Origin of the sequence: Roseinatronobacter domitianus (assembly GCF_023336755.1) — a bacterium.
Classification (GTDB): domain Bacteria; phylum Pseudomonadota; class Alphaproteobacteria; order Rhodobacterales; family Rhodobacteraceae; genus Roseinatronobacter; species Roseinatronobacter domitianus.
This window is the reverse complement of sequence record NZ_JALZWP010000012.1, coordinates 60,971-84,117: the sequence shown is the minus strand read 5'-3', so window position 1 is coordinate 84,117 and position 23,147 is coordinate 60,971. Positions and strand designations below refer to the sequence as shown.

Annotated in this window: 11 protein-coding genes; 8 read left to right on the top strand and 3 right to left on the bottom strand. The window is 62.8% G+C overall.

Annotated elements, in window-relative coordinates:
- From M3N55_RS12425 to M3N55_RS12400, 7 genes are all read left to right on the top strand, one after another.
- The coding region (locus M3N55_RS12425; RefSeq protein ID WP_283163961.1) for a VCBS domain-containing protein at positions 1–8,017 on the top strand (8,017 nt) is incomplete at its 5' end.
- Between the two features lie 6 nt (positions 8,018–8,023).
- Complete coding sequence (locus M3N55_RS16865) at positions 8,024–8,845, top strand: SapC family protein (RefSeq protein WP_428982649.1); 822 nt, start codon at positions 8,024–8,026, stop codon at positions 8,843–8,845.
- Positions 8,842–10,137: a TolC family protein gene (locus M3N55_RS12420; RefSeq protein ID WP_249059554.1), complete on the top strand. Its 1,296-nt coding sequence runs from the start codon at positions 8,842–8,844 to the stop codon at positions 10,135–10,137. Before M3N55_RS16865 ends, M3N55_RS12420 begins: the two co-directional genes overlap by 4 nt.
- The gene (locus M3N55_RS12415) at positions 10,134–12,278 is read left to right on the top strand and encodes a type I secretion system permease/ATPase (protein ID WP_249059545.1); all 2,145 of its coding nucleotides are present in this window, start codon (positions 10,134–10,136) and stop codon (positions 12,276–12,278) included. The genes M3N55_RS12420 and M3N55_RS12415 overlap by 4 nt, the downstream gene beginning before the upstream one ends.
- Complete coding sequence (locus tag M3N55_RS12410) at positions 12,275–13,585, top strand: HlyD family type I secretion periplasmic adaptor subunit (RefSeq protein ID WP_249059543.1); 1,311 nt, start codon at positions 12,275–12,277, stop codon at positions 13,583–13,585. The genes M3N55_RS12415 and M3N55_RS12410 overlap by 4 nt, the downstream gene beginning before the upstream one ends.
- 46 nt (positions 13,586–13,631) lie before the next feature.
- Complete coding sequence (locus M3N55_RS12405; protein ID WP_249059542.1) at positions 13,632–14,702, top strand: TIGR03032 family protein; 1,071 nt, start codon at positions 13,632–13,634, stop codon at positions 14,700–14,702.
- Between the two features lies 1 nt (position 14,703).
- Positions 14,704–16,923: a tetratricopeptide repeat protein gene (locus M3N55_RS12400; RefSeq protein WP_249059540.1), complete on the top strand. Its 2,220-nt coding sequence runs from the start codon at positions 14,704–14,706 to the stop codon at positions 16,921–16,923.
- A gap of 176 nt (positions 16,924–17,099) precedes the next feature.
- On the opposite strand, the gene M3N55_RS12395 is transcribed toward M3N55_RS12400, so the two are convergent.
- Positions 17,100–20,003 (bottom strand): Tn3 family transposase, encoded by a 2,904-nt coding sequence (locus M3N55_RS12395; RefSeq protein WP_249059538.1) that lies wholly within the window; start codon positions 20,001–20,003, stop codon positions 17,100–17,102.
- Between the two features lie 94 nt (positions 20,004–20,097).
- On the opposite strand from M3N55_RS12395, the gene M3N55_RS12390 reads away from it, so the two are divergent.
- On the top strand, positions 20,098–20,706 hold the full coding sequence (locus M3N55_RS12390; protein WP_249059558.1) for a recombinase family protein: 609 nt from the start codon (positions 20,098–20,100) through the stop codon (positions 20,704–20,706).
- A 635-nt stretch (positions 20,707–21,341) separates the two neighbouring features.
- Here M3N55_RS12390 and M3N55_RS12385 read toward each other — a convergent pair.
- Together M3N55_RS12385 and M3N55_RS12380 are read right to left on the bottom strand one after the other, a co-directional pair.
- Positions 21,342–22,115, bottom strand: coding sequence for a phosphatase PAP2 family protein (locus M3N55_RS12385; RefSeq protein WP_249059536.1), 774 nt, complete (start codon positions 22,113–22,115; stop codon positions 21,342–21,344).
- A gap of 31 nt (positions 22,116–22,146) precedes the next feature.
- The gene (locus M3N55_RS12380; RefSeq protein WP_249059535.1) at positions 22,147–22,884 is read right to left on the bottom strand and encodes a hypothetical protein; all 738 of its coding nucleotides are present in this window, start codon (positions 22,882–22,884) and stop codon (positions 22,147–22,149) included.
- Between the last annotated feature and the right edge of the window lie 263 nt (positions 22,885–23,147).

Sequence of the window (23,147 nt, the reverse complement as noted above, 5' to 3'; positions counted from 1 at the left end):
TGACCGCTCTGGCTATTCTGTCAGCTCGGCGGGCGATGTGAACGGCGACGGGTTTGACGACCTGATCGTCGGGGTCCCTTACGACGACCCGAACGGCAGCTCATCCGGCGCGAGCTTTGTGGTGTTTGGCAAGACGGATGGAACGGCGGTGGAGCTGTCAGCTGTTGAGGCGGGCACCGGCGGCTTCGTGATCAACGGCGTGTCGGTGGATGACCGCTCTGGCTATTCTGTCAGCTCGGCGGGCGATGTGAACGGCGACGGGTTTGACGACCTGATCATCGGGGCCAATGGCGACGACCCGAACGGCAACAGCTTATCCGGCACGAGCTTCGTGGTGTTTGGCAGAGATTTCACCGGGGCTGCGACTGAGATCGGCACGGTTGGCAATGACGTGCTGACCGGGGCCTCGGCGCGCGACGTGCTGATCGGCGGCACCGGCAACGACACGCTGGAGGGTGCTGGCGGGGCCGATGTCTTGCGCGGCGGCGCGGGTGATGACATGATCTCCATCGTCGATCTGGGGTTCGACCGGGTTGACGGCGGGAATGGCCGCGACACGCTGAAGCTGACAGGCATCGGCCTGACGCTGGATCTGGGCGCGCTCGACAACACATCGCTCAAGTCAATCGAAGCGATCGACCTAAACGGCGGGGGTAATGCGCTGACGCTTTCCCCACTCGAACTGTTCCGACTGGCGGAGGGTGCGAACACCTTGCGGGTTATAGGCGAGAGCGATGATGCAGTCACGCTGTCCGGCAGTATCTGGAGCCAAGGGGCGGACATTTCCGAGGGAAACGTGACCTATGCGGTTTACACCAACGGCAACGCAACGTTTGAGGTCGCTTCCGATGTGGTTGTAGTCGTCAGTGGGGCGGTGATCGGCGGCACCACTAGTGGTGCCGTGACTGAGGACGCGCACGTGACTGGTGGCGACCTGACAGCGTCGGGGACGCTGTCGGTGTCGGATGCGGACGCAGGCGAGGCGGTGTTCGTGGCGCAGACGGGCACGGCCGGGTCGAACGGTTACGGCGCGTTCCAGCTCGGGACGGACGGGTCCTGGAGTTATGCGGCGGACAACGTCCAAGCGCCGATCCAGGCGCTTGGGCTTGGCGAGGCGCTAACAGACAGCTTCACGGCGGTGACGGCAGACGGGACGACGCAGGTGGTGACGGTGACGATCACGGGAGTGAACGATGGCGCGGTGATCGGTGGCGACACGACCGGCGATTTGATCGAGGACGCGGACGTGACCGCGGGCAGCCTGACCGCCTCTGGCGCCCTCACCGTCTCGGACGTTGATACGAGTGACGCGGTATTCGTGGCGCAAACAGCTATTGCGGGCACGAACGGCCATGGCGTCTTCATGCTTGGTTCCAACGGGGTCTGGAACTATTCGGCGGATAACAGCCAGGCGGCGATCCAGACGCTTGGTCTCGGCGAGGCGCTAACGGACAGCTTCACGGCGGTGACGGCAGACGGGACGACGCAGGTGGTGACGGTGACGATCACGGGAGTGAACGATGGCGCGGTGATCGGTGGCGACACGACCGGCGATTTGATCGAGGACGCGGGCGTGACCGCGGGCAGCCTGACCGCCTCTGGCGCCCTCACCGTCTCGGACGTTGATACGGATGAAACGGCGTTCACGGCGCAGACGGACGCGGCCGGGTCGAACGGCTATGGTGTGTTTACGCTCGGGACGGACGGGGCGTGGAGCTACACGGCCGATAATAGCTTGATGGCGATCCAGTCGCTGGCAGAGGGCGAGGCGCTGACGGACAGCTTCACGGCCGCAACGGCGGACGGAACTGAGCAGGTGGTGACGGTGATTATCACCGGCGCCAATGATGCTGCCGCGATCGGCGGCGACACGACCGACGATGTGTCCAAGGACGCGGACGTGATCGCGGGCAGCCTGACCGCCTCTGGCACCCTCACCGTCTCGGATGCTGATATGGGTGAAGCGGTGTTCGTAGCGCAAACAGCTATTGCGGGCACGAACGGCCATGGGGCATTCACGCTCGGGATCAACGGGACCTGGCGTTATGCAGCGGATAATACCCAAGCGGCAATCCAGTCGCTGGCAGAGGGCGAGGCACTGACGGACAGCTTCACGGCCGCAACGGCGGACGGGACGACGCAGGTGGTGACGGTGACGATCACGGGCGTGAACGACGCCGCCATTTCGCTGTCCGCGATCGAGGCGGGTACCGGCGGTTTCGTGATCAACGGGGTCTCGGTGGACGACCGCTCGGGCAGCTCTGTCAGCTCAGCGGGCGATGTGAACGGCGACGGGCTCGACGACCTGATCGTGGGGGCGCGTTTTGACGACCCGAATGGATCCTATTCTGGCGCGAGCTTTGTAGTGTTCGGGAAGACTGGTGGATCGGCTGTAGCGCTGTCTGACGTGGAGGCGGCCAGCGGGGGCTTCGTGATCAACGGGGTCTCAGCGTTTGACTTCTCGGGCTGGTCTGTCAGTTCTGCGGGGGATGTGAACGGCGACGGATTGGACGACCTGATCGTGGGGGCGCCTGGAGACGACCCGAATGGATCAAATTCTGGCGCGAGCTTCGTGTTGTTCGGCAAGAGGGACGGTTCGGTGGTTGAACTTTCGAAGGTCGAGGCGGGCACGGGTGGCTTTGTGATCAACGGGGTCGCATCCTATGACGAGTCGGGCTTTTCTGTCAGTTCTGCGGGGGATGTGAACGGCGACGGATTGGACGATCTGATCGTCGGTTCTCCGTACGACGACCCGAATGGGCGCTCTTCCGGAGCAAGCTTCGTGGTGTTTGGCAAGAGCGACGGGTCGGCGGTGGAGCTTTCATCTGTCGAGGCTGGCGCAGGCGGCTTCGTCATCAACGGCATTGCGTCCTATGACAAGTCGGGCCTCTCCGTTAGTTCTGCGGGTGATGTGAACGGCGACGGGTTGGACGACCTGATCGTGGGAGCCTATCGCGGCAACCCGAACGTGTGGGGGCCTTCCGGAGCGAGCTTCGTGGTGTTCGGTAAGAGCGATGGGTCAGCTGTGGAGCTTTCGGCTGTCCAGGCGAGCACGGGTGGCTTTAGGATAAATGGGGCGTCGACCTACGATAATTTGGGCTGGTCAGTCAGTTCTGCGGGCGATGTGAACGGCGACGGCCTCGATGACCTGATCGTGGGGGCACCTGACGACGACCCAAACGGGTCAAATTCTGGCGCGAGCTTTGTGGTGTTCGGCAAGAGCAACGCGGCGACGGTCGAGGTCAGCGCCATCGAGGCGGGCACGGGCGGCTTCGTGATCAATGGGATATCGCCGTTTGACAACTCGGGCTTTTCTGTCAGTTCCGCGGGGGATGTGAACGGCGACGGGCTCGACGACCTGATCGTGGGGGCACCTGACGACACCCCGAATGGGCCCAGTTCTGGCGCGAGCTTCGTGGTGTATGGCAAGAGCGACGGGTCGGTGGTTGAGCTCAGCACCATCGAGGCGGGATCGGGCGGCTTTGTGATCAACGGGGCGTCATTTGCTAATAGGTCGGGCCGCTCGGTCAGCTCCGCGGGGGACGTGAACGGCGACGGGTTTGATGACCTGATCGTGGGAGCTTATCGCGGCGGCCCGTATGGAGCAAACCCAGGCGCGAGTTTCGTGGTCTTTGGCGGCGACTTCAGCAATGCTGCGACTGAGATTGGCTCGGTGGGAGATGACAGCCTAGCAGGGACAGCAGCACGCGACGTGCTGGTCGGCGGTACGGGTAACGACACGCTGGAGGGCGCGGGTGGGTTCGATGTGCTGCGCGGTGGCGCGGGCGATGATGTGCTATCCATCGCCGATCTTGGTTTTGACCGGATCGATGGCGGTACGGGCCGTGACACGCTCAAGCTGACGGGCACGGGCCTGACGCTGGACCTACACGTTCTGGACAACACCTCTCTCACCTCGATCGAGGTGATCGACCTGAATGGCGGTGCCAACGGGCTGGTGATATCGCCTCTGGAGTTGTTTCGTCTGGTTGAGGGAACCAATACGCTGCGGGTGCTGGGGACGTCTGCAGATGCAGTGGCTCTGGCTGGTAGTGACTGGGGCCAGCGGACTGATCTCACCGATGGCGATGCGACCTACGCGGTCTATACCAACGGCCATGCCACACTGCAGGTCGCCGAAGGGGTGACGGTTGCCGGAAACTTTCCAATCGCTCCCATCGAGCTCACCGCGATGGAGGCGGGTAGGGGCGGTTTCGTGATCAACGGGGTCTCGGTGGACGACCGCTCGGGCAGCTCTGTCAGTTCTGCGGGGGATGTGAACGGCGACGGGCTCGACGACCTGATCGTGGGGGCGCGTTTTGACGACCCGAACGGACCCTCTTCTGGCGCGAGTTTTGTAGTGTTCGGGAAGAGCAACGGGACTGCGGTGGAGCTGTCTGATGTCGAGGCGGGCAAGGGTGGCTTCGTGATCAACGGGGTCTCGGCCGGTGATCTCTCGGGCCGTTCAGTCAGCTCTGCGGGTGATGTGAACGGCGACGGGTTGGACGACCTGATCGTGGGTGCACCTGACGACGCCCCGAATGGGCCCAGTTCTGGCGCGAGCTTCGTAGTGTTCGGCAAGAGCAACGGGTCGGCGGTGGAGCTTTCGACTATCGAGGCGGGATCGGGCGGATTTGTGATCAATGGGGTCTCGGCCGGTGATCTTTCGGGCTTTTCGGTCAGTTCTGCGGGGGATGTGAACGGCGACGGGTTGGACGATCTGATTGTCGGTTCACCATACGACGACCCGAACGGATCCTATTCTGGCGCAAGCTTTGTGGTATTCGGCAAGAGCAACGGGTCGGCGGTGGAGCTTTCGTCTCTGGAGTTGGGGCTGGGCGGTTTCGCGATCAACGGAGTCGCGGCGGATGACCGCACCGGCTGGTCGGTCAGTTCTGCTGGAGATGTGAACGGCGACAGCTTGGACGACCTGATCGTCGGAGCACCTGGTGCAGACCCGAACGGGAACTGGTCCGGTTCGAGCTTCGTGTTGTTCGGCAAAATCGATGGGGCGACGGTTGAGCTGTCGACTGTCATGTCTGGCACGGGCGGCTTCGCGATCAATGGACCCTCAGAGGGAGACGAATTAGGCCACTCGGTCAGTTCTGCCGGAGATGTGAATGGCGACGGGTTTGACGATCTGATCGTCGGGGCACCTGACGATGACCGAAACGGGTCAAATTCTGGCACGAGCTTTGTGGTGTTCGGCAAGAGCGACAGGTCGGCCGTCGAGCTTGCGGTTGTTGGGGCGGGCATTGGCGGCTTCGTGATCAACGGTGTCTCGGCGGGTGATCGCTCTGGCTACTCTGTCAGCTCAGCGGGCGATGTGAACGGCGACGGGTTTGACGACCTGATCATCGGAGCCAGAAACGACGACCCGAACGGCAGCTCATCCGGCGCGAGCTTTGTGGTGTTCGGCAAGACGGATGGGACGGCGGTGGAGCTCAGCACCATTGAGGCGGGCACGGGTGGCTTCGTACTTAATGGGATCTCAGCGTTTGACAATTCGGGCTTTTCGGTCAGCTCTGCTGGGGATGTGGATGGCGACGGGTTTGATGACCTGATCGTGGGGGCACCTGATGACGGCCCCAATGGGTTTAATTCCGGCGCGAGTTTCGTGGTGTTCGGGCGAGATTTCAGTGGCGCTGCGACCCCGTTCGGGACCGCTGGGAGCGACGACCTGACGGGGACGGGAGCAGGCGATGTGCTGATCGGCGGGACGGGCAACGACACGCTGGAGGGCGCGGGAGGGTCCGATGTGCTGCGCGGTGGCGCAGGCGATGACGTGCTCTCCATCGCCGATCTGGATTTTGACCGGATCGATGGCGGTACGGGCCGTGACACGCTCAGGCTGACGGGCAAGGGCCTAGTGCTTGATCTGGACGCGCTTGACAACACCTCGCTCACATCAATCGAGGAGATCGACTTGAACGGCCTCGGCAACGAGCTGGTGATATCGCCTCTCGAGTTGTTCCGCCTGGCTGAAGGGGCCAACACGCTGCGTATCCTCGGTACTGATACTGATACGGTGACGCTGGCCGGTAGTGACTGGGGCCAGCGGACGGACATCACCGATGGCGATGCGACCTACGCGGTCTATACCAACGGCCATGCCACACTGCAGGTCGCCGAAGGGGTGACGATTGCAGGAAACCGTCCAATCGCTTCCATCGATCTCACTGTCATCGAGGCGGGCACTGGCGGCTTCGTGATCAACGGTGTCTCGGCGGGTGACCGCTCTGGCTATTCTGTCAGCTCGGCGGGCGATGTGAACGGCGACGGGTTTGACGACCTGATCGTCGGGGTCCCTTACGACGACCCGAACGGCAGCTCATCCGGCGCGAGCTTTGTGGTGTTTGGCAAGACGGATGAGACGGCGGTGGAGCTGTCAGCTGTTGAGGCGGGCACCGGCGGCTTCGTGATCAACGGCGTGTCGGTGGATGATCTATCAGGTCGCTCAGTCAGCTCGGCGGGCGATGTGAACGGCGACGGGTTTGACGACCTGATCGTCGGAACCGGTGGCGACGACCCGAACGGCAGCAACTCTGGCGCGAGCTTTGTGGTGTTCGGCAAGACGGATGGGACGGCGGTGGAGCTGTCGGCTGTGGAGGCGGGCACCGGCGGCTTCGTGATCAACGGCGTGTCGGAGGGTGACCTATCAGGTCGCTCAGTCAGCTCAGCGGGCGATGTGAACGGCGACGGGTTTGATGACCTAATCATCGGAGCCCGTTTTGCCGACCCGAACCTCAACAACGACTCCGGCGCGAGCTTTGTGGTGTTTGGCAAGACCGATGGGGCGGCGGTGGAGCTGTCGGCGGTTGAAGTAGGCACCGGCGGCTTTGTGATCAACGGCGTGTCGATTTATGACTTCTCTGGCTTTTCTGTCAGCTCGGCGGGCGATGTGAACGGCGACGGGTTTGATGACCTGATCGTCGGAGCCCGTAACGACGACCCGAATGGCACCTCATCCGGCGCGAGCTTTGTGGTGTTCGGCAAGACGGATGGGACGGCGGTGGAGCTGTCCGCCATAGAGGCGGGCACTGGCGGCTTCGTGATCAACGGTGTCTCGGCGGGTGACCGCTCTGGCTACTCTGTCAGCTCGGCGGGGGATGTGAACGGCGACGGGCTTGATGACCTGATCGTCGGCGCCGATAACGACGACCCGAACGGCGATCGTTCTGGCGCGAGCTTTGTGGTGTTCGGCAAGACGGATGGGACGGCGGTCGAGCTGTCTGATGTTGAGGCGGCCACCGGCGGCTTCGTGATCAACGGCGTGTCGGAGTATGACAGGTCGGGCGTCTCTGTCAGCTCTGCTGGGGATGTGAACGGCGACGGGTTTGACGACCTGATCGTCGGGGCACCTTACGACGACCCGAATGGCACCTCATCCGGTGCGAGCTTTGTGGTGTTCGGCAAGACGGATGGGACGGCGGTTGAGCTGTCCGCCATCGAGGCGGGCATCGGCGGCATCGTGATCAACGGCGTGTCGGAGTATGACCGCTCTGGCCGCTCTGTCAGCTCTGCGGGCGATGTGAACGGCGACGGGTTTGACGATCTGATCGTCGGGGCCAATGGCGACGGCCCGAACGGGTTCCGCTCCGGCGCGAGCTTTGTGCTGTTCGGCGCCGATTTCAGCGGCGTGGCGACCGAGGTTGGCACCCTTGGCGATGACAGCCTGACGGGGGTGAGGGCGAATGACATCATTTTTGCCGGCGTTGGAGATGATGCGCTGATCAGCAGCGGTGGCATTGACCGGCTTTCGGGTGGTGCAGGCGCCGATACCTTCACACTCCGCAATCTGGACGGCACCACCACCATCCTGGACTTTGACGGTGGCGAGGGAGACCGGCTGGACGTTTCCGACTTTGGGCTGGAAGATTTCGCGGACTTCGCGGCGTTACTCGCCCCCGAGGGTCCTGGGGGCCACGACACCCGTATCACCTTTGATGCGGACACGGTGATGATCCTCGAGGATATCCGGCCGGACGAGCTTGTGCCGTCACACGTCATCCTCTGATCCGAGATGCTGGAGATCGGAGGAACAGCCCAGCCCATCAGATGGGACCGTCATGGGCAATGGTCTTGGCACCGACCGGAGCGCTACGCGTTTGCGGGCGCGTTGCGGTCTGTTCCTATCGCGCTGACTGAGGCGTTTTCGGCCGCTTCCTGTTTCCCTCTGGTGTTCGTACCGGTAGGACAAGGCTATGCCCTGCATGTCCTCCTGCGACGTTCGCCATCGGGCAGGTCCGCCTTCATCGGGAGCGATGGTCGGTGGCAGGCGGCCTGGCTGCCCCCGCGCCTGGCGGCTTGGCCTTTCGATCTGGTGGAGTTGGGGGGCGGACACGCGCTGGCGCTGCATGACGCGAGTGACCTTGTGATGCAAGGCCCCGGTGGAACGCCGCTATTCGCGGAAGGTAACGCCGCTGCGCTGTCGGCCGAGACGGCCAAGATATCCGGTCTCCTGAAGACGCATGCTGAATCGCTGCCCGCGACCGTCCACACAGCTACCGCTTTGCGCCATCACGACCTGCTCACCCCACTTGATGGGGAGGACCATCTCCTCACGGTCGATGCGGCTGCGGCAGGGCGTCTTACGGAGAACGCTGTCCTCACTCTGTACAGGGCCGGGGCGCTGGCGCTTCTGCACGCCGGTCTCGTCTCCCTGGCGCATCTGTCCTGGATGGCGAAGGCCGAGGCGCACATGACCACCGCATCCTCTGCAAAACCTCCGCCACTCCCCCCTCGCAAGCGCGCCGTAGCCGGATCAAGCTTTCTCACGGCCCTTGCTGCGGACACCTCCGCAGACGTGGTGCCGCTGCCATTCCCAGGACTTTCCCAAACATGAGACCGCCCCTGACCGCCACGATCCTAGCAGCCACGCTGCTGACGGCCTGCGTGACCCCGCCGGACCTGACCGCGTTGGAAACCGCCGTCGTCACCCGCGAGGCGCGGCTGCCCGCAAGCCTTGCAGACGGGGTATTCGGCAAGGCCGTGGCGCAGGCAGTGACGAGCAGCCCGACACTCGGGCGCGGAGAGGCGGCCCTGCGCGCGGCTGAGGCCAATCTATTGGCCGAAGGTGGTGCTTTCCTGCCGCAGATCACTGTTGGCTTGCGACCGGAGGATACAAGTGGGTTCGGCGTGACCTCCTTCGGCGCGATCTCGCAGCTCCTCTATGATGGCGGCGCAAGCGCGGGGCGCGAGACGGCAGCCCGGGCGCGTGTGCTCGGCGGTCTTGCCGGACGCCTTGATGCAGGATCCCGCGCCACACTCTCGTCGGTCGAGGCCTGGGCCGGGGTAGCGACCGCCGGGGCGCTCCTGCGGGTGTCCGAGACCTCTCTTGCTTCTCTGGAGGCGACGACGGCGCAAATCGAGGAACGGTCGTCGGCGGGGTTGGGCTCCAGCGTGGACGCGCTGACTGCCCGTAGCCGGCTGGCCAACGAGCGCGCGGCGGTCGTTGCTGCCCGCTCCGAGGTGACCCGGGCCGACGCAATCTTCATCGAGGTCTTCGGACAAGCGCCTACGCCAGGCCTGTCGCTGCCGCCACAAGCGCCACGTGCGCCAGAGGCCGGGGCCGAGGGCAGCCCCACCCTGCGCCGGGCCGAGGCGGAGGTTCTGGCAGCTGAAGCCGAGCACACAGCCGCACTGGCCGGTCGGGTGCCGAGCCTGTCGGTGAGTGTCTCTGCAATCCCGGGGGGATCAGCGGTAGCTGGTCTCGCATCGGAACAACTCCTCTCCCCCGCCCGAGGCCGCACTGCCCGCGTGGCTGCCGCCGATGCGCGGATCGACGCCCGCCGTGTGGATCTCGACGCCACCCGCCGGGAGTTGGAGAGCCGGTTGCGTATCCTGACGGCGGAACGGGGCGCGGTTGCGGACCGGCTGGCCGCGGCGCGTGCCGCGACCGAGGCGAACCGGGCCAACCTCGAGATGGCGCGTGATCAGTTCCAGGCAGGCCGCCGCAGCCTGATCGAACTGCTGGACGCCGAACGCGAGGCGCTGGCCTCGGAACGTCAGCGCATCCTGGCCGAGCATGACCGGGCGGTCCTGGGCTATGCAATTCTGGCCGCCACCGGCGATATATTGGATGTGTTTGCTGTGACCCTGCCAACGCCGACGATCTCCGGTCAGGCAAGCCAATGAGCGGGTTGGAGGTCGTCTCTGCGTCACCGGCTCAAGCGGTGTCCACCGCGCTGGAGCGCTGCGTTCTGCATGTGGCCGCGCATCATGGCAGGCCGCTGACCGTCGGGGCCTTGCATGATGCACTTTCTGGCCCGCGGCAGTCAGGAATCACCGGCGAGGTCCGCGCTGCAATTGCGGCTGCAGAACAGGCCGGGCTACAGGCGGCCTTCGGGCACTACCCGCTGGCGCAGATCGACGCAGGTTTGATGCCCGCGATCCTCCTGACCAAATCGAGCGGTGCGGTGGTTTTGCACCGGCGCGAGGGCGAGACGGCCGCCATCCATGACCCGCGCTCCGGCGAGGCGCTGATCGATGTTCCCGTGGCAGAGCTGGAGCGTGACCTGACCGGCCATGTTCTGGTCCTGCGCCCTGAACATCGTCGTGCAACGGATGAACGCGAAGCCGGTGTGCGCGGCCACTGGTTCCGCGACGCGATCTCCGCAAACCGCTGGGCCTATATCCAGGTCGGGCTGGCCGCGACGATCATCAACAGCCTCGCCCTCGTCACGTCGCTCTTCACCATGGTGGTGTATGACCGGATCCTGCCATCGGCTGCAACGGACTCACTGTTTGCCCTGACGATCGGCGTTGCGGTCGCGCTGGTCTTTGACCTGGTCCTGAAGACCCTGCGTGCGGGTTTCATCGACCATGCGGGCAAGCGGGCCGATCTCGATATGGGCCAGCGGGTCTTTGATCATCTGATCGAGACCGAGATGGCCGCGCGCAAAGGCTCCGTCGGGGCGGTCTCCGCCACCATGCGGGAGTTCGAGAGCCTGCGCGACTTCTTCACCTCGGCCACCATGGTGGCGCTGGTGGACCTGCCCTTCGTGGTCATCTTCGTCGGTGCGATCTACCTGCTTGCGGGGCCGCTCGCCATCGTACCCGCGATCACCGTGCCGCTGGTCTTGCTGATCGGGGTGGCGGTCCAGCCGATCCTGGGCCGACTCGCCGACCGCGTACTCTCAGAAGGACAAATGAAGCAGACCGTTCTGGTCGAGACCCTGACCGGCATCGAGACGATCAAGGCCGCCGGCGCGGGCCTACAGATGCGCGTTCGCTGGGCCGAGGCGATCCGACGCCAATCCAGCTATGCCGTCAAGAGCCGCGCCGTGACACAAGGCGCCATCAACGCCACCGGCTTTGTCCAGCAGTCGTCGCAAATCCTGATCGTGGTCTATGGCGCGCTGCTGGTCGTGTCAGGCCAGATCACCTCGGGCGTGCTGATTGCAGCGGTTATCCTGACCGGGCGCGCGCTGGCCCCACTCGCCCTGATCTCCCAGACGCTGACGCGGCTGCACCAGGCACGCAGCTCGTACCGTAGCATTGAGATGCTGATGCAGGCCCCCGGCGAACATCCCGCAGGGCGCCAGTTCCTCTCGCGTCCCCGGCTGTCAGGCGAGATCAGTTTCGACGGGGTCAGCTTTGCCTATCCAGATCAGCAGGGCGCTGCGCTGGACGATGTCAGTTTCGACATCGCACCGGGCGAGCGGGTGGCGATCCTTGGCCCCATCGGCTCGGGTAAGAGCACCGTCGCCCGGCTGCTCCTCGGCCTCTACCAGCCCACCGAGGGCGCGGTGCTGGCCGACGGGATAGACATCCGCCAAATCGACCCAACGGACCTCAGGCGCAATACAGGTGCAGTGCTGCAGGAGCCATGGCTTCTGTCTGGAACCCTGCGTGAGAATATCGCCTTTGGCGCGGTGCGCCCCCGGGATGACGAGATCCTCGAGGCCGCCCGCCTGGCTGGGGTCGAGGCCTTCGCGGCCCGCCATCCGGAAGGTTACGACATGCGGCTTGGCGAGCGCGGCCAGGGCCTATCGGGCGGACAGCGTCAAGCCGTGGCGCTCGCGCGTGCCCTCATGGGGGACCCGCCAATCCTGGTGCTGGACGAACCCACAGCCGCAATGGACATCCAGTCGGAGGCGGCGCTGATCGCGCGACTCAAGTCGGTGCTCGATAGCAGGACGCTCGTCCTGATCACCCACCGCACCAGCCTGCTGGACCTCGTGGACCGGGTGATCGTTATCGACGGAGGAAAGGTCATCGCCGACGGGCCGAAAAGTCTGGTGATCCGGCGTCAGGCTTCGGGGGGCGGGGCATGAGCGCAGATCGCGATCTTGACCGGCTGGTCTATGAGTTGCGCGGGCGCACGCCTTTACGCGCCTCCGCCCTTCTGTTCACCATCTTCGCGGTGATCGCGGCGATCTTCATCTGGGCCTGGGCGACCGAGATCGATGACGTGACCCGGGCACCTGGCCGTATTGTGCCGGCGGGTGATGTCCAGCGGGTGCAGGCGGCCGAGGCCGGGGTCATCCGTTCGGTTTTTGTCGACGAAGGTGACCTGGTCGAGGCTGGAACCCCTTTGGTCGAACTGGACGCCTTGGTTCAGACCAGCCAGCTTGACCGGGAGACCCAGCGCGCCATCGCCCTTCAGGCCCGGATCGAACGGCTGTCAGCCGAGATCGACGGGCGAGTTCCGGTGTTCCCGGCTGATCTCGAGACGGCAGCGCCCGAACTGGTGGTCAGCGAACGCGCGCTGCATGCCGGACGGGCCGCGGCGCTTACCTCCGAGATCGGGGTGCTGGAGCGCCGCCGCGAACAGCGCCGCCAGGAACAGGTTGAAGCCCGGACCGAGATCCGCACCGCCAGCCGGACCCGCGACATCCTCACCGAGGAACGGGCGATCATCGCCCCCCTTGTGGAACGGGGCGTGGAGCCGCAGACAACGCTGCTGACCCTGCGCCGCCAGGAGGAAGAGATCGATGGTCGCATTGCCGGGGCTGAGGCGGCGCTGGCGCGACTTGAGACAGCGCTTTCAGAAGTCGAGGACACCATCGCCGCCGCCCGCAGCCGTTTTGCCGCAGAGGCCCTGCGCGAACTGGCCGATGCCACCGCCGAACTTGCCGTTTTGCGGCCATCCTTGCCCGCATTGGAAAGCATGGCGGCGCGGGCGGTCCTGCGCGCGCCGGTCGCGGGGATCGTGAACCGACTGCACCGACGCACCCTCGGGGGAGCAGTCCGCGCGGGTGAAGATGTGGTCGAGATCGTGCCAATTGATGACGCGCTCTTGGTCGAGGCCTATGTCTTGCCGCAGGATATTGCCTTCCTGCGCCCCGACCAACCGGTCCGTGTCAAGCTCACCGCCTATGATTTTACACGCTACGGGGCTCTGGACGGGCGCATCTTGCGGATCGGGGCCGATGCGGTCAAACGCAGTGAGCGCGATGAAGCGGAGGTCTTCTTGATTGTCGTTCGTACCGAAGGCGCACTTTATGATGCCGATGGCGAACAAGCCCGCATTATCCCGGGCATGACCGCCGAGATCGACATTCTCGCGGGTCGCCGTCGGGTGATCGACTACCTTTTGCAACCCCTTGAACGGGTCCGCGCCCGCGCTTTCCGCGAATGAAGCGCCCGACCCGATCCGCACATGACCTTGATGAGAAAGGCCACCGATGACCGAACAAACAAAACCTGCGCTGGAATTCCACGGCTCCCGCCTGTTCACCACCTGGCTGGCGCAGACAAAGGTCAGTCTTGCGATGACCACCTATCAGGCGGGCAAGGTCTTCCTGCTCGGGTTGCAACCCGATGGGCGCCTGTCGGTCTTTGAGCGGACCTTTGAGCGGCCAATGGGGCTTGGCGTCGGACAGGGACGCTTCTGGATGAGTTCGATCCACCAGCTCTGGCGCTTCGAGAATTTTCTGGACGAAGGCGAGACCCGCGACGGCTATGACACGCTCTATGTGCCAGTGACCGGCCACACCACCGGGGATCTCGACATCCATGACATCCACGAGGATGCCGGGGGCAAGCCGGTCTTCGTGGCAACCCGCTTCAACTGCCTCGCGACGCTCGCCGAGCGGGGCAGCTTCCGCGAAGTCTGGCGCCCCCCCTTCATCGACCGGCTGGCCGCCGAGGACCGCTGCCATTTGAATGGACTGGCGATGAAGGGCGGCCAACCCGCCTTTGTCACCTGCCTGTCACGCACCAATGTTTTTGAGGGCTGGCGTGAGAAGCGCCGCGATGGCGGCGTTGTGCTAGAGGTACCAACCGGCGAAGTCATCGCCCAAGGCCTCTCGATGCCGCATTCGCCGCGCTTCTACCAAGGCACACTGTGGATGCTGCAGGCGGGCACCGGCGAGTTTGGCCGGATCGATCTGGCCACCGGTAAGTTCGAGCCAGTCTGCTTCCTGCCCGGCTTTACACGCGGGCTGGCGTTTGTCGGCGATTACGCCGTGATCGGGCTATCGCGCCCGCGCGAGAACCGCACCTTCGAGGGGCTTGCGCTGAACGAACGGCTGGATGCCGAAGGCGTCAGCGCGCAATGCGCGATCTGCGTCGTCAACCTGCGCACCGGCGACATTGAACACCGGCTGGAGATCGGCGGCATCATCGAGGAGATCTATGACGTCAACCTCCTGCCGGGTGTGATCCGCCCGATGGCGCTCGGCTTCCGCAACGATGAGATCCGCTTTGCCGTGAAGCCGGAGGCCCTGCCAGACCCTACTGGCCCGATGAACTGAGATGTCGCCATGGCCTATCTCCATTTCACCGGCCGCCGCCGCCGCCTTCAATGCCGCGAACGCGGCCCTCCGCGAGGGCCGGTTCGCCGAAGCCGTGGAGGCGGCCGCCCGGGCAGTGGCGCGCGCCCCGGAGTTGGCGAGTGCACATGTGCTCAGGGCCCGCGCCTTGCGTCGGCTGGGGGAGGAGACTGCAGCACGGGGGGCCTATGAGGCGGCACTGCGTATAGATCCCAAAAGTTTCGACGCCCTTCTGGAACATGGCAACGTGCTGCGGGGGCTTGGCGAGGCCGATGATGCCGCCGCCAGCTACACTGCCGCGATGGCGGCGCGTCCGATGGATGCGCGGCCTGCTCTGGCACTCGCCCGGCTGATGGAGGAGCAGCCCGGGCCAGATACCGCAGAGCGGGCCGCCGTTGCGTTTCAGAAGGCGCTCGACCGCGCCGGGGCTGGCCCTGAGCCGGTCACGGCGATGGCCGGTCTGTGCCGCGATATGGCCCGGTTTCGGATGGAGCGCACCGATCTGCCGCGCGCGCTTGAGGCACTGCGCCAGGCGCGGCTGCTGGCGGGATCTGCCACCCTCGCGCCGCTGATCGACCTTGATATCGCAGAAGCCTATCTACGCCTGGGCATGATGGACGAGGCGCAGGCGCTGATGGAGCGGCTCTCCGCGTCCGAAGACCCAAGCCTCCTGCGGGCCCTGGCCCAGCTCGCCTACCGGTTCAATTTCTGGGCCGAAGCCGTGGCCATCCTGACGCGCTGGACCGTGCTGCGCCCCGAAGACGCGCAGGCCCATCTTGATCTGGCCGATATGCAGGTCAAGGCCTGGCTGCTGGAGGACGCCCTCACCTCACTCGACCGGGCCGAAGCCTCTGGCGCGGTGCCCGCGGTGGCAAGTGCGGCCCTGCGCGCCTCGATCGCCAACCGGCTGGGGGATGCGGAGACCGCCCTTGCCCTTTACGAAGGGCTGGTGGCCGGGGGCCAGGAGAGCTTTGCCTCCAACGCCGCCATGAGCCTGCTCTATGCCGACAGCGTCACCCCGGAAGTGGTGGCAGAGCGCCACCGTGCGCTGTTCGTGTCCTGGGGGCAAGATGCCCGGACGCGAGACAGTTTCGGGGCCGACCCAAACCCTGACCGCCCGCTGCGGATCGGCATGGTCACCGGTGATCTGCACCACCAGCATCCCGTCAATATCTTCATGCAGCCCCTGCTGGCGCGGTGGGACCACGCGCGCCTGCCGCTGACCATCTACAACATGGGCACTACGGTGGATGACCAGACCCGTCTCGCCCGCCGCCGTGCGGGCACTTGGCGTGACGTCAACACCGTCCAGCTGCCTGCCCAGGTTGAAGCCGACCGGATTGATATCCTCATCGACCTTGCCGGGCATACCGCCGGGGGTGGCCTGCGCGCCTTCGCCCGCCGCATGGCGCCGGTGCAGGCGAGTTTCCTCGGCTATCCGGGCTCGACCGGGGTGCCCAATATCGACTGGCTGATCGGTGATCCGGTCGTCACCCCGCCCGAGGCCGATCCCCTTTGCTCGGAGCGCGTGATGCGGCTGCCCAACACCGTGTTCTGCTTTGCGCCCGAGGCGGAGTATCCGTTGCCGGATTTTAACGCGAGCCAGGGGCGGCCGCTGACCTTTGGCTCGTTCAACAACATCCCCAAGCTGACCCCGCGCACGATCCGGCTGTGGGCAAACGTGCTGCACGCGGTCCCCGGCGCGCGCCTTCTCCTCCGCGCGCCCAGCTTCAAGGATGCAGGTGCAGTCACCCGCTTCCGCCGCCTCTTCGCCGATCACGGGATCGACGCAGATCGTCTGGGATTCCGCGGCCCGGTCGGCCTCGACGTCATGATGCAGTCCTATTCCGAGATCGACATCGCCCTCGACCCCGTCCCCTATTGCGGCGGCACCACCAGCCTGCAAGCACTCTGGATGGGTGTGCCGGTCCTGACCCTTGAAGGCGGCCAGTTCGTCTCGCGCATGGGAGCAAGCTTCATGACCGCAGCCGGGCTGCCAGACTGGGTGGCCCGGGATGACGCGGACTATGTCGCCAAGGCCGTGGCGGTCGCGCAGGATCGGGCGGCGCTGCGCGATTTGAAATGGAGCCTGCGCGCCCGGCTCCTCGCCCAGCCCAGCTGGGACGCGGATCACTATGCGAAGGATTTCGGAGCGGCGCTGCGCCGGATGTGGTGCGAGACCACATGCCGTGAGTGCAATTAGGGTCGTCTAATCGGCCCTGTAGGGGTAGATTCCGGTAGGGGGCAGGATCGTATCACAAGGCCCTGACGCCCCCTATTTCCCTTCAATTTGAGCTCTGTGGTCGCCTTCGTGGTGGCGATGAGCGCTGTGCGCCCGTTTGGTGGCTGTGAAGGCGGCAAGATATAGGCATGATTACTTCACAACCTACCCCCGGTTTGCCGCCGCCAGCGGTACTCGCCAGTGAGCAGGATGTGCGCCCATCCGAGCGGGGAGATATGTGCCAGTAGATCGGGGCCGCAATTCAACCCGGCCCGCTGCCGCGCGGCCACGGCCTGACCGAGGTACTTGGTGTTCCAGTAGATGGTGATGGCGGCGAGCAGGTTGAGGCCGGCCATGCGGTAGTGCTGCCCCTCGGCGGTGCGATCGCGGATTTCACCCTGTCGCCCGATACGCAGGGCGTTTTTCAGGGCGTGATGGGCCTCGCCCTTGTTCAGGCCAATCTGGGCCCGGCGCTGCATGTCGGCGTCGAGTATCCACTCGATGATGAAGAGGGTGCGCTCGACGCGACCGATTTCGCGGAGCGCCACGGCCAGCTCGTGTTGTCGCGGATAGGCCGCGAACTTCTTGAGCAACTGACTGGGCGGCATAGCGCCCGTCACTATGGTGGCCGCGGAACGCAGGACGCCGGGCCAATTCTGGACGATAAGGCCCTCGCGGATCTTGCCCCCGATCAGACCGCGCAATTCGTCCGGCGCTGACGCCGGGTCGAACAGGTGGAGCCGTCTGGATGGTAGGTCACGGATACGCGGGATGAACCGGAACCCGATCAGCGAGGTCACGGCAAAGACGTGATCGGTGAAGCCCCCGGTGTCGGCATACTGCTCTGTGATCTTCCGCCCCGCCTCGTTCATCAGCAGCCCATCCAGGATGTAGGGTGCCTCGCTCACGGTGGCCGGAATGTTCTGGGTTGCGAAGGGGCCGAACTGGTCGGAGACATGGGTATAGGCCTTGAGGCCCGGCTCGGAGCCGTATTTCGCGTTGATGAGGTTCATGGCTTCGCCCTGCCGGGCGGCGGGGAAGAACTGTCCGTCGCTGGACGCGGTCACGCCGCCACCCCAAAACTTGGCCATGGGCAGCCGGGACTGCGCGTCAATCACCATGGCAAGGGCCTGGTTGATGGCGTCGCTTTCCACATGCCATCGCGACAGGCGGGAGAGCTGGAAGTAATCATGGGTGTTGGTCGCTTCGGCCATCTTGCTGAGCCCGAGGTTCAGGCCTTCGGCCAGCAGCACCGTCAGCATTCCGATCTGGTCTTTGCAGGGCGCGCCGGTTTGCGAGTTTGTGAAGATTTCGGTGAAGCCTATATCCGCATCGACCTCCTGCAACAGTTCGGTGATCCGTATGGCGGGTAGCCGGTCGTAGAGATCGAGCACGAGTTCGTCCGCCTCTTCGGGCACGGCTGCGCTCAGGCGGTCGACCTTCAGGATGCCGTTCTCGATCGACCCACCGGGGATGGCTCCGGCACGCGCCGCCTTGGCCAGCCGCTTCAGTCCGTCGGTCATGCGCGCCTTGCGATCGGCAAGCCAGGCTTCCGGATCGAGCGGCACTGCCAGTCTTGGTATGTCCTTCACCGCCTCAGCGGGGACCAAGGCCTGCTTCAGATCACCGTAACGCCTGGATTGGGAGAGCCAGATATCGCCAGAGCGGAACGCATCCCGCAGATGGAAGAACACGGCGACTTCCCAGAGCCGGTGACCGTCTTCATCCTGCGCATTCAGATGGCGATGCCATTTCGAGCCGCGCCGCAGGAATCCCACCGGCCGTATCTCGGGTTTCTCGTCCTCTGCGATCAGCGTACTGGCGTGCAGCAAAGGCGCCGCGACACCCGCCGCCTTGATATCCAGCACGCGCAGCATGCGCGGGGCATAGCGCCGGAACCGATGATAGCCTTGGCCAACATGCGCCAAGGGGTCAGCAGCCATCGTGTCCGTCAACTCAGCGGCGGTTGCAACCAACCCTTCGAGCCGCTCCCACCCACAGGCCAGCTCTGTTGCCTGATCCAACGGCTCGCCATCGCTTCTGGCGACCAACAAAGCGGCGCCGAGGGATTTGAAGGCACGCAGGGTGTCTTGCACCGCGGTTTTGGCGTCAGCGATCCTTGCATCGCATAGCTTCTTTGCACCCTGCCATGTCTTGCCGACGATCTGGTCATGGGTCTCGACCACCGCGTCGGCAAGCACCGCGCGCCATGCAACGGCGCAGACCGCGATAATGGCCAGGCGGCGATCACTGCTAATGTCACGCTGGCCATCGGCAAAATAGCGTTCACCCTGACGCTGCAGGCGGGTCACCCGATGGGGTGGAATGCCAGAGAGGATGTCAGGCGACAGGGTCATCTCCTGCAGGAATTCCAGCCGGTCAAGTAGGCGGGTGACGTCGGCTGAGTTCTGCCCCACCTCGAACTGACGCAACCAGACGAACCGGCTGACCTTGCCCTCGACCATCTCCGAGAGCAGGCCATCGAGGTGGGCTTTCATGGCATCATCCAGCCGTGCCACGATGGCGCTATCGATCCGACGTTCCGCCGCGACAAGCGCATCTGCGCATAGCCGCTCGATCACGGACATGCCCGGCAGGATGGTCCTGGTCCGGCGGCACTCTTCGACAAATCGGCGGGCCAGATCGTGGTTGGACGCCGCGTTCTCCGCCTCGCCAGCCAGCCAGGTGTTAAGTTCCCGCGCACGATGGCCGGAGAACATCTTGAAGCCGTAGACTTGGCGCAAGTCGACCAGATGCCTTCGCCGCGTTACGTCGGTCTCAGCGTACCTGGAAAGCTCATCCATCTCTTCGCCAAGCTGTGCGGCGATGAAGCGGCTGATGGCCTCGGGAATGACCTCCCCCGACACCAACAGTCGGCCAGGATACCGGAACGCACAAAGCTGCAGGGCGAAGCCAAGTCGATTGCGTGCATGACGACGGGTTCGAATGACTTCGATGTCATGATCTGACAGCGTGTAGTGGTGGAGGATGCTGGCTTCGTCTTGCGGGAGGTCGATCAACGCTGCGCGTTGGCGCGCGGTCAGAATAGAGCGTCTTGGCATGTGGGATTGTCCTTGTTAGTCATTAGTCTGTTCAGGACAAAATCCGCACCAGCAAAATCAAAGGCTTGCAAGGCCAAAATCCGAGGGGGTTCAACTGGGACAACGCGCGGCCATCTACGCCAGAGTTTCGACGTCCGACCAGTCTTGTGAGCGGCAGGTCGCGGAACTGACCGCATTCGCAGAACGCGGGAGCTTTGACGTGGTCGGCGTATTCAAGGAAACGGCCTCTGGGGCCTCAGCCAATCGCGCTGCACGCAACCAGATCCTCGATCTCGCGCAGGCCCGACAGATAGACGCCATTCTGGTCAGTGAGCTTTCCCGGTGGGGGCGGTCCACACAGGATCTGCTCGATACCCTCAATCGGCTCGCAGGCTGGAAAGTCTCGGTCGTGGCTATGAACGGCATGACCTTCGAGCTCGACACACCCCATGGTCGGATGATGGCCACCATGCTGGCAGGGATCGCCCAGTTCGAGCGCGACCTTCTCAGCGAGCGCGTGAAATCCGGCCTTGCCGCCGCGCGAGCACGTGGCAAAAAGCTTGGGCGGCAGCCGGGACAACGACCCAAGTCTGACAAGCTGGCCCCGAAGGTTCTCCAGGCCATCGAAGACGGACGGTCATACCGATGGATTGCCCGGGATCTCGGTATCTCGAAAAATACCGTCACCGACATCGTCAGACGGCACCGCCAAAATGCCTTGTGATACGATCCTGCCCCCTACCGGAATCCACCCCGTTCTGGTTGAGCGAGGGGCTTCAGTTCATCTGATCGGCGGCGGATGAGCTCTTCGGAGGGGCCGGAGACCAAGCCTCAGAGCGCGATCGCGAGTGGGTTAATCGAGCGACACATCTTGAACAGTGCTTAGACAAAATCCCGCGCAGCTTATGCGCCCATACTGGGGGTCGTTTACGGCTGAGTGCAAAATAGTACGATAAACTCTTCTGGAAGTCCGCAACAGATTGATTTTAAATGACTATCGTCAAAGCCAATTGCCAATCTGTGTCTCAAGCGCTGGTTTGAGACAACCTGCCAAAGATGGCCTTGAGCGCTTAAAACATGCACCTTAACCTGTTTCTTATTCAAGATCGCGCAAAGGGGACCGCCTGCATGCAGTGATCCGCAGCTAACGTACGATCCTGCACTCAGCCGTAACAGACCCCCAAATGGCGCGAAAATCGCTGGAAACGGAGCCTGCCTGGCCCCAAACTGACCTCAAACGGTGACGGCGGCGCAGCCGAAGGCGTTGTTCAGACGTTCCTTAGGCATCGGTGGGCATCTTTCAATGTCCCGCTCAGTCAACCGCAACCAAATCAGAGCGCGAGGTTTTTCAGACCTTCCTTAATCTTCTGCTCCATTGTTCACTGCGCAAGTATTTGACCTAACATACAACCAGAGCTCTCGGCGAGCATCGTCACGATACAAAGCCCAAAATTCGCTTTGTTCGAGAATCTCTGTATAGCGAGAAGCTAACAAGAAGCCCGCCACACTATCGGAGGGATAGTGAACGCCCGCAATTTCTCTGTTAAACGCGATCTCTGACGCAAAACGCCGATATGTGTACTCGCAAACTGGGACTAAGCGCCGAAGGACTTGTGAGACGAATTCTGCCTGGCTCGCATGACCAGACGGATAAGCTGCGTGCGGTGGATTTGGCACTGCTGTTTCAATATTTTCTTGAATTTGGGATGGGCGCGGTCTGTTGAAGCGAAGCTTTTCCCTGATAGTGATAATTTCGATATCATACAAGCCATGCCTTAGAACTTCCCAAAGAACTGGAGCATCGATTTCAAATGGAATCACACCGCGAGATACTAAAAAATCAAGTATATCGGGGGCCGTATGCTCTTCAATGATTTGAGCTATCCTACTCTGACTTCGTAGTGTGTCTTGCATCATCAGAAGGCGGCTGAGTTCGTAACTCTCCTCTTCACTTCCTTGGAGCGGCGGGTCCGGTAGAAGAATGTGCTGCCCTTGCATAATGGAACTTAAAGGCATTTCAGCACGCGCAATCAGGTCCGAAGACCAAAGCGCATCTGGAAAACTAGTGCTTTGCGCGTCTGTTACGCTTGTCCAAAACACCAAAAATAAAAAACAAGCTGAAAGGCGTGCCATTGAGGACACCACGTTATATACGATTTTCCTGTTATCCCTCGAGCGGAGAACAATTTTCAGAGTTTGTAGGGTCGTTTTTTATTTGCCATATCTCATCCCTTGCTACGCTAAGTATTTCTGAAAATCCGTTTCCTGAGACTTCAAAACGTCTGAATATTGTCAGATTTCCCGCTTCAATTGGCCAAAGCCCTACGGCAATAGAGACCTGTCCGCCGTCTAAAAGATGCTCATGAAACCAACGATACGGATTCAGCTCTCCATCAACGTCGGAATAGTTATAGGCTTGAAATAGCACCACGCCATCTGATTGGCCATGTGCGTGGTCGCCGTTGCGGGCTGAGCCGTCAAAACGCACACGACCTAGGCCAGGATCGCTTGGCGATTCCATTAAAACGGTAAACTCCTGGCCCGCGTTCGGAATAAAAGCCATTTCAGGATCAATAAAAGTGGCGCTCCGAAAATGATCTTCCTGGACGCCTATCCCATCTATTATAAAATCTCCTAGAATTATAGATTCTCCTACGATTTCCGAATCTAATTTAAAATATATAAAACGGCTCACCCCGTCAGACTGCTCTATTTCGATTAATGCACGTATACGATCTTGCCTAGGCACGAATCCTGAACTTAGGGTTAAATTGTCGCGCTGAATTTCAAATTGGCACACTTCGCCACCATATGTGCTTGATGTGCTTGGAATAAAAAAAGCCTGAGAAGGAGTTGAAATTACAGCGAATGGGGCCATCAATAGGAATAAAAAATTTTTCAAATCGCTATTTCCTTATACGTATTTGTCCCATCTATAGACGAACATTTCCGACGTCGAGCTTCATATTGCGTATAGATCTCTGAAATCCGTCCGTTAGGCAAGCACTTTTTGCCCTGACTGGCGTCTTACGATCAGGCAGACCTGCCGTTTTCAATGAAACAGTTGTTGCTGATACACGATAAGTGTTGATCACTATGCAGCCAGTGGATTTGCCAAAAACGGTCGTTTTTGACCGCCCTCCCCTGCCCTACCTGATTTCAACG

What these genes read in the sequence shown, in the direction of transcription:
- M3N55_RS16865 (WP_428982649.1), top strand. Translation starts at nt 8,024, where the DNA reads ATGCTGGAGATCGGAGGAACAGCCCAGCCCATCAGATGGGACCGTCAT.
- M3N55_RS12420 (WP_249059554.1), top strand. Translation starts at nt 8,842, where the DNA reads ATGAGACCGCCCCTGACCGCCACGATCCTAGCAGCCACGCTGCTGACG.
- M3N55_RS12415 (WP_249059545.1), top strand. Translation starts at nt 10,134, where the DNA reads ATGAGCGGGTTGGAGGTCGTCTCTGCGTCACCGGCTCAAGCGGTGTCC.
- M3N55_RS12410 (WP_249059543.1), top strand. Translation starts at nt 12,275, where the DNA reads ATGAGCGCAGATCGCGATCTTGACCGGCTGGTCTATGAGTTGCGCGGG.
- M3N55_RS12405 (WP_249059542.1), top strand. Translation starts at nt 13,632, where the DNA reads ATGACCGAACAAACAAAACCTGCGCTGGAATTCCACGGCTCCCGCCTG.
- M3N55_RS12400 (WP_249059540.1), top strand. Translation starts at nt 14,704, where the DNA reads ATGTCGCCATGGCCTATCTCCATTTCACCGGCCGCCGCCGCCGCCTTC.
- M3N55_RS12395 (WP_249059538.1), bottom strand. Translation starts at nt 20,003, where the DNA reads ATGCCAAGACGCTCTATTCTGACCGCGCGCCAACGCGCAGCGTTGATC.
- M3N55_RS12385 (WP_249059536.1), bottom strand. Translation starts at nt 22,115, where the DNA reads ATGGCACGCCTTTCAGCTTGTTTTTTATTTTTGGTGTTTTGGACAAGC.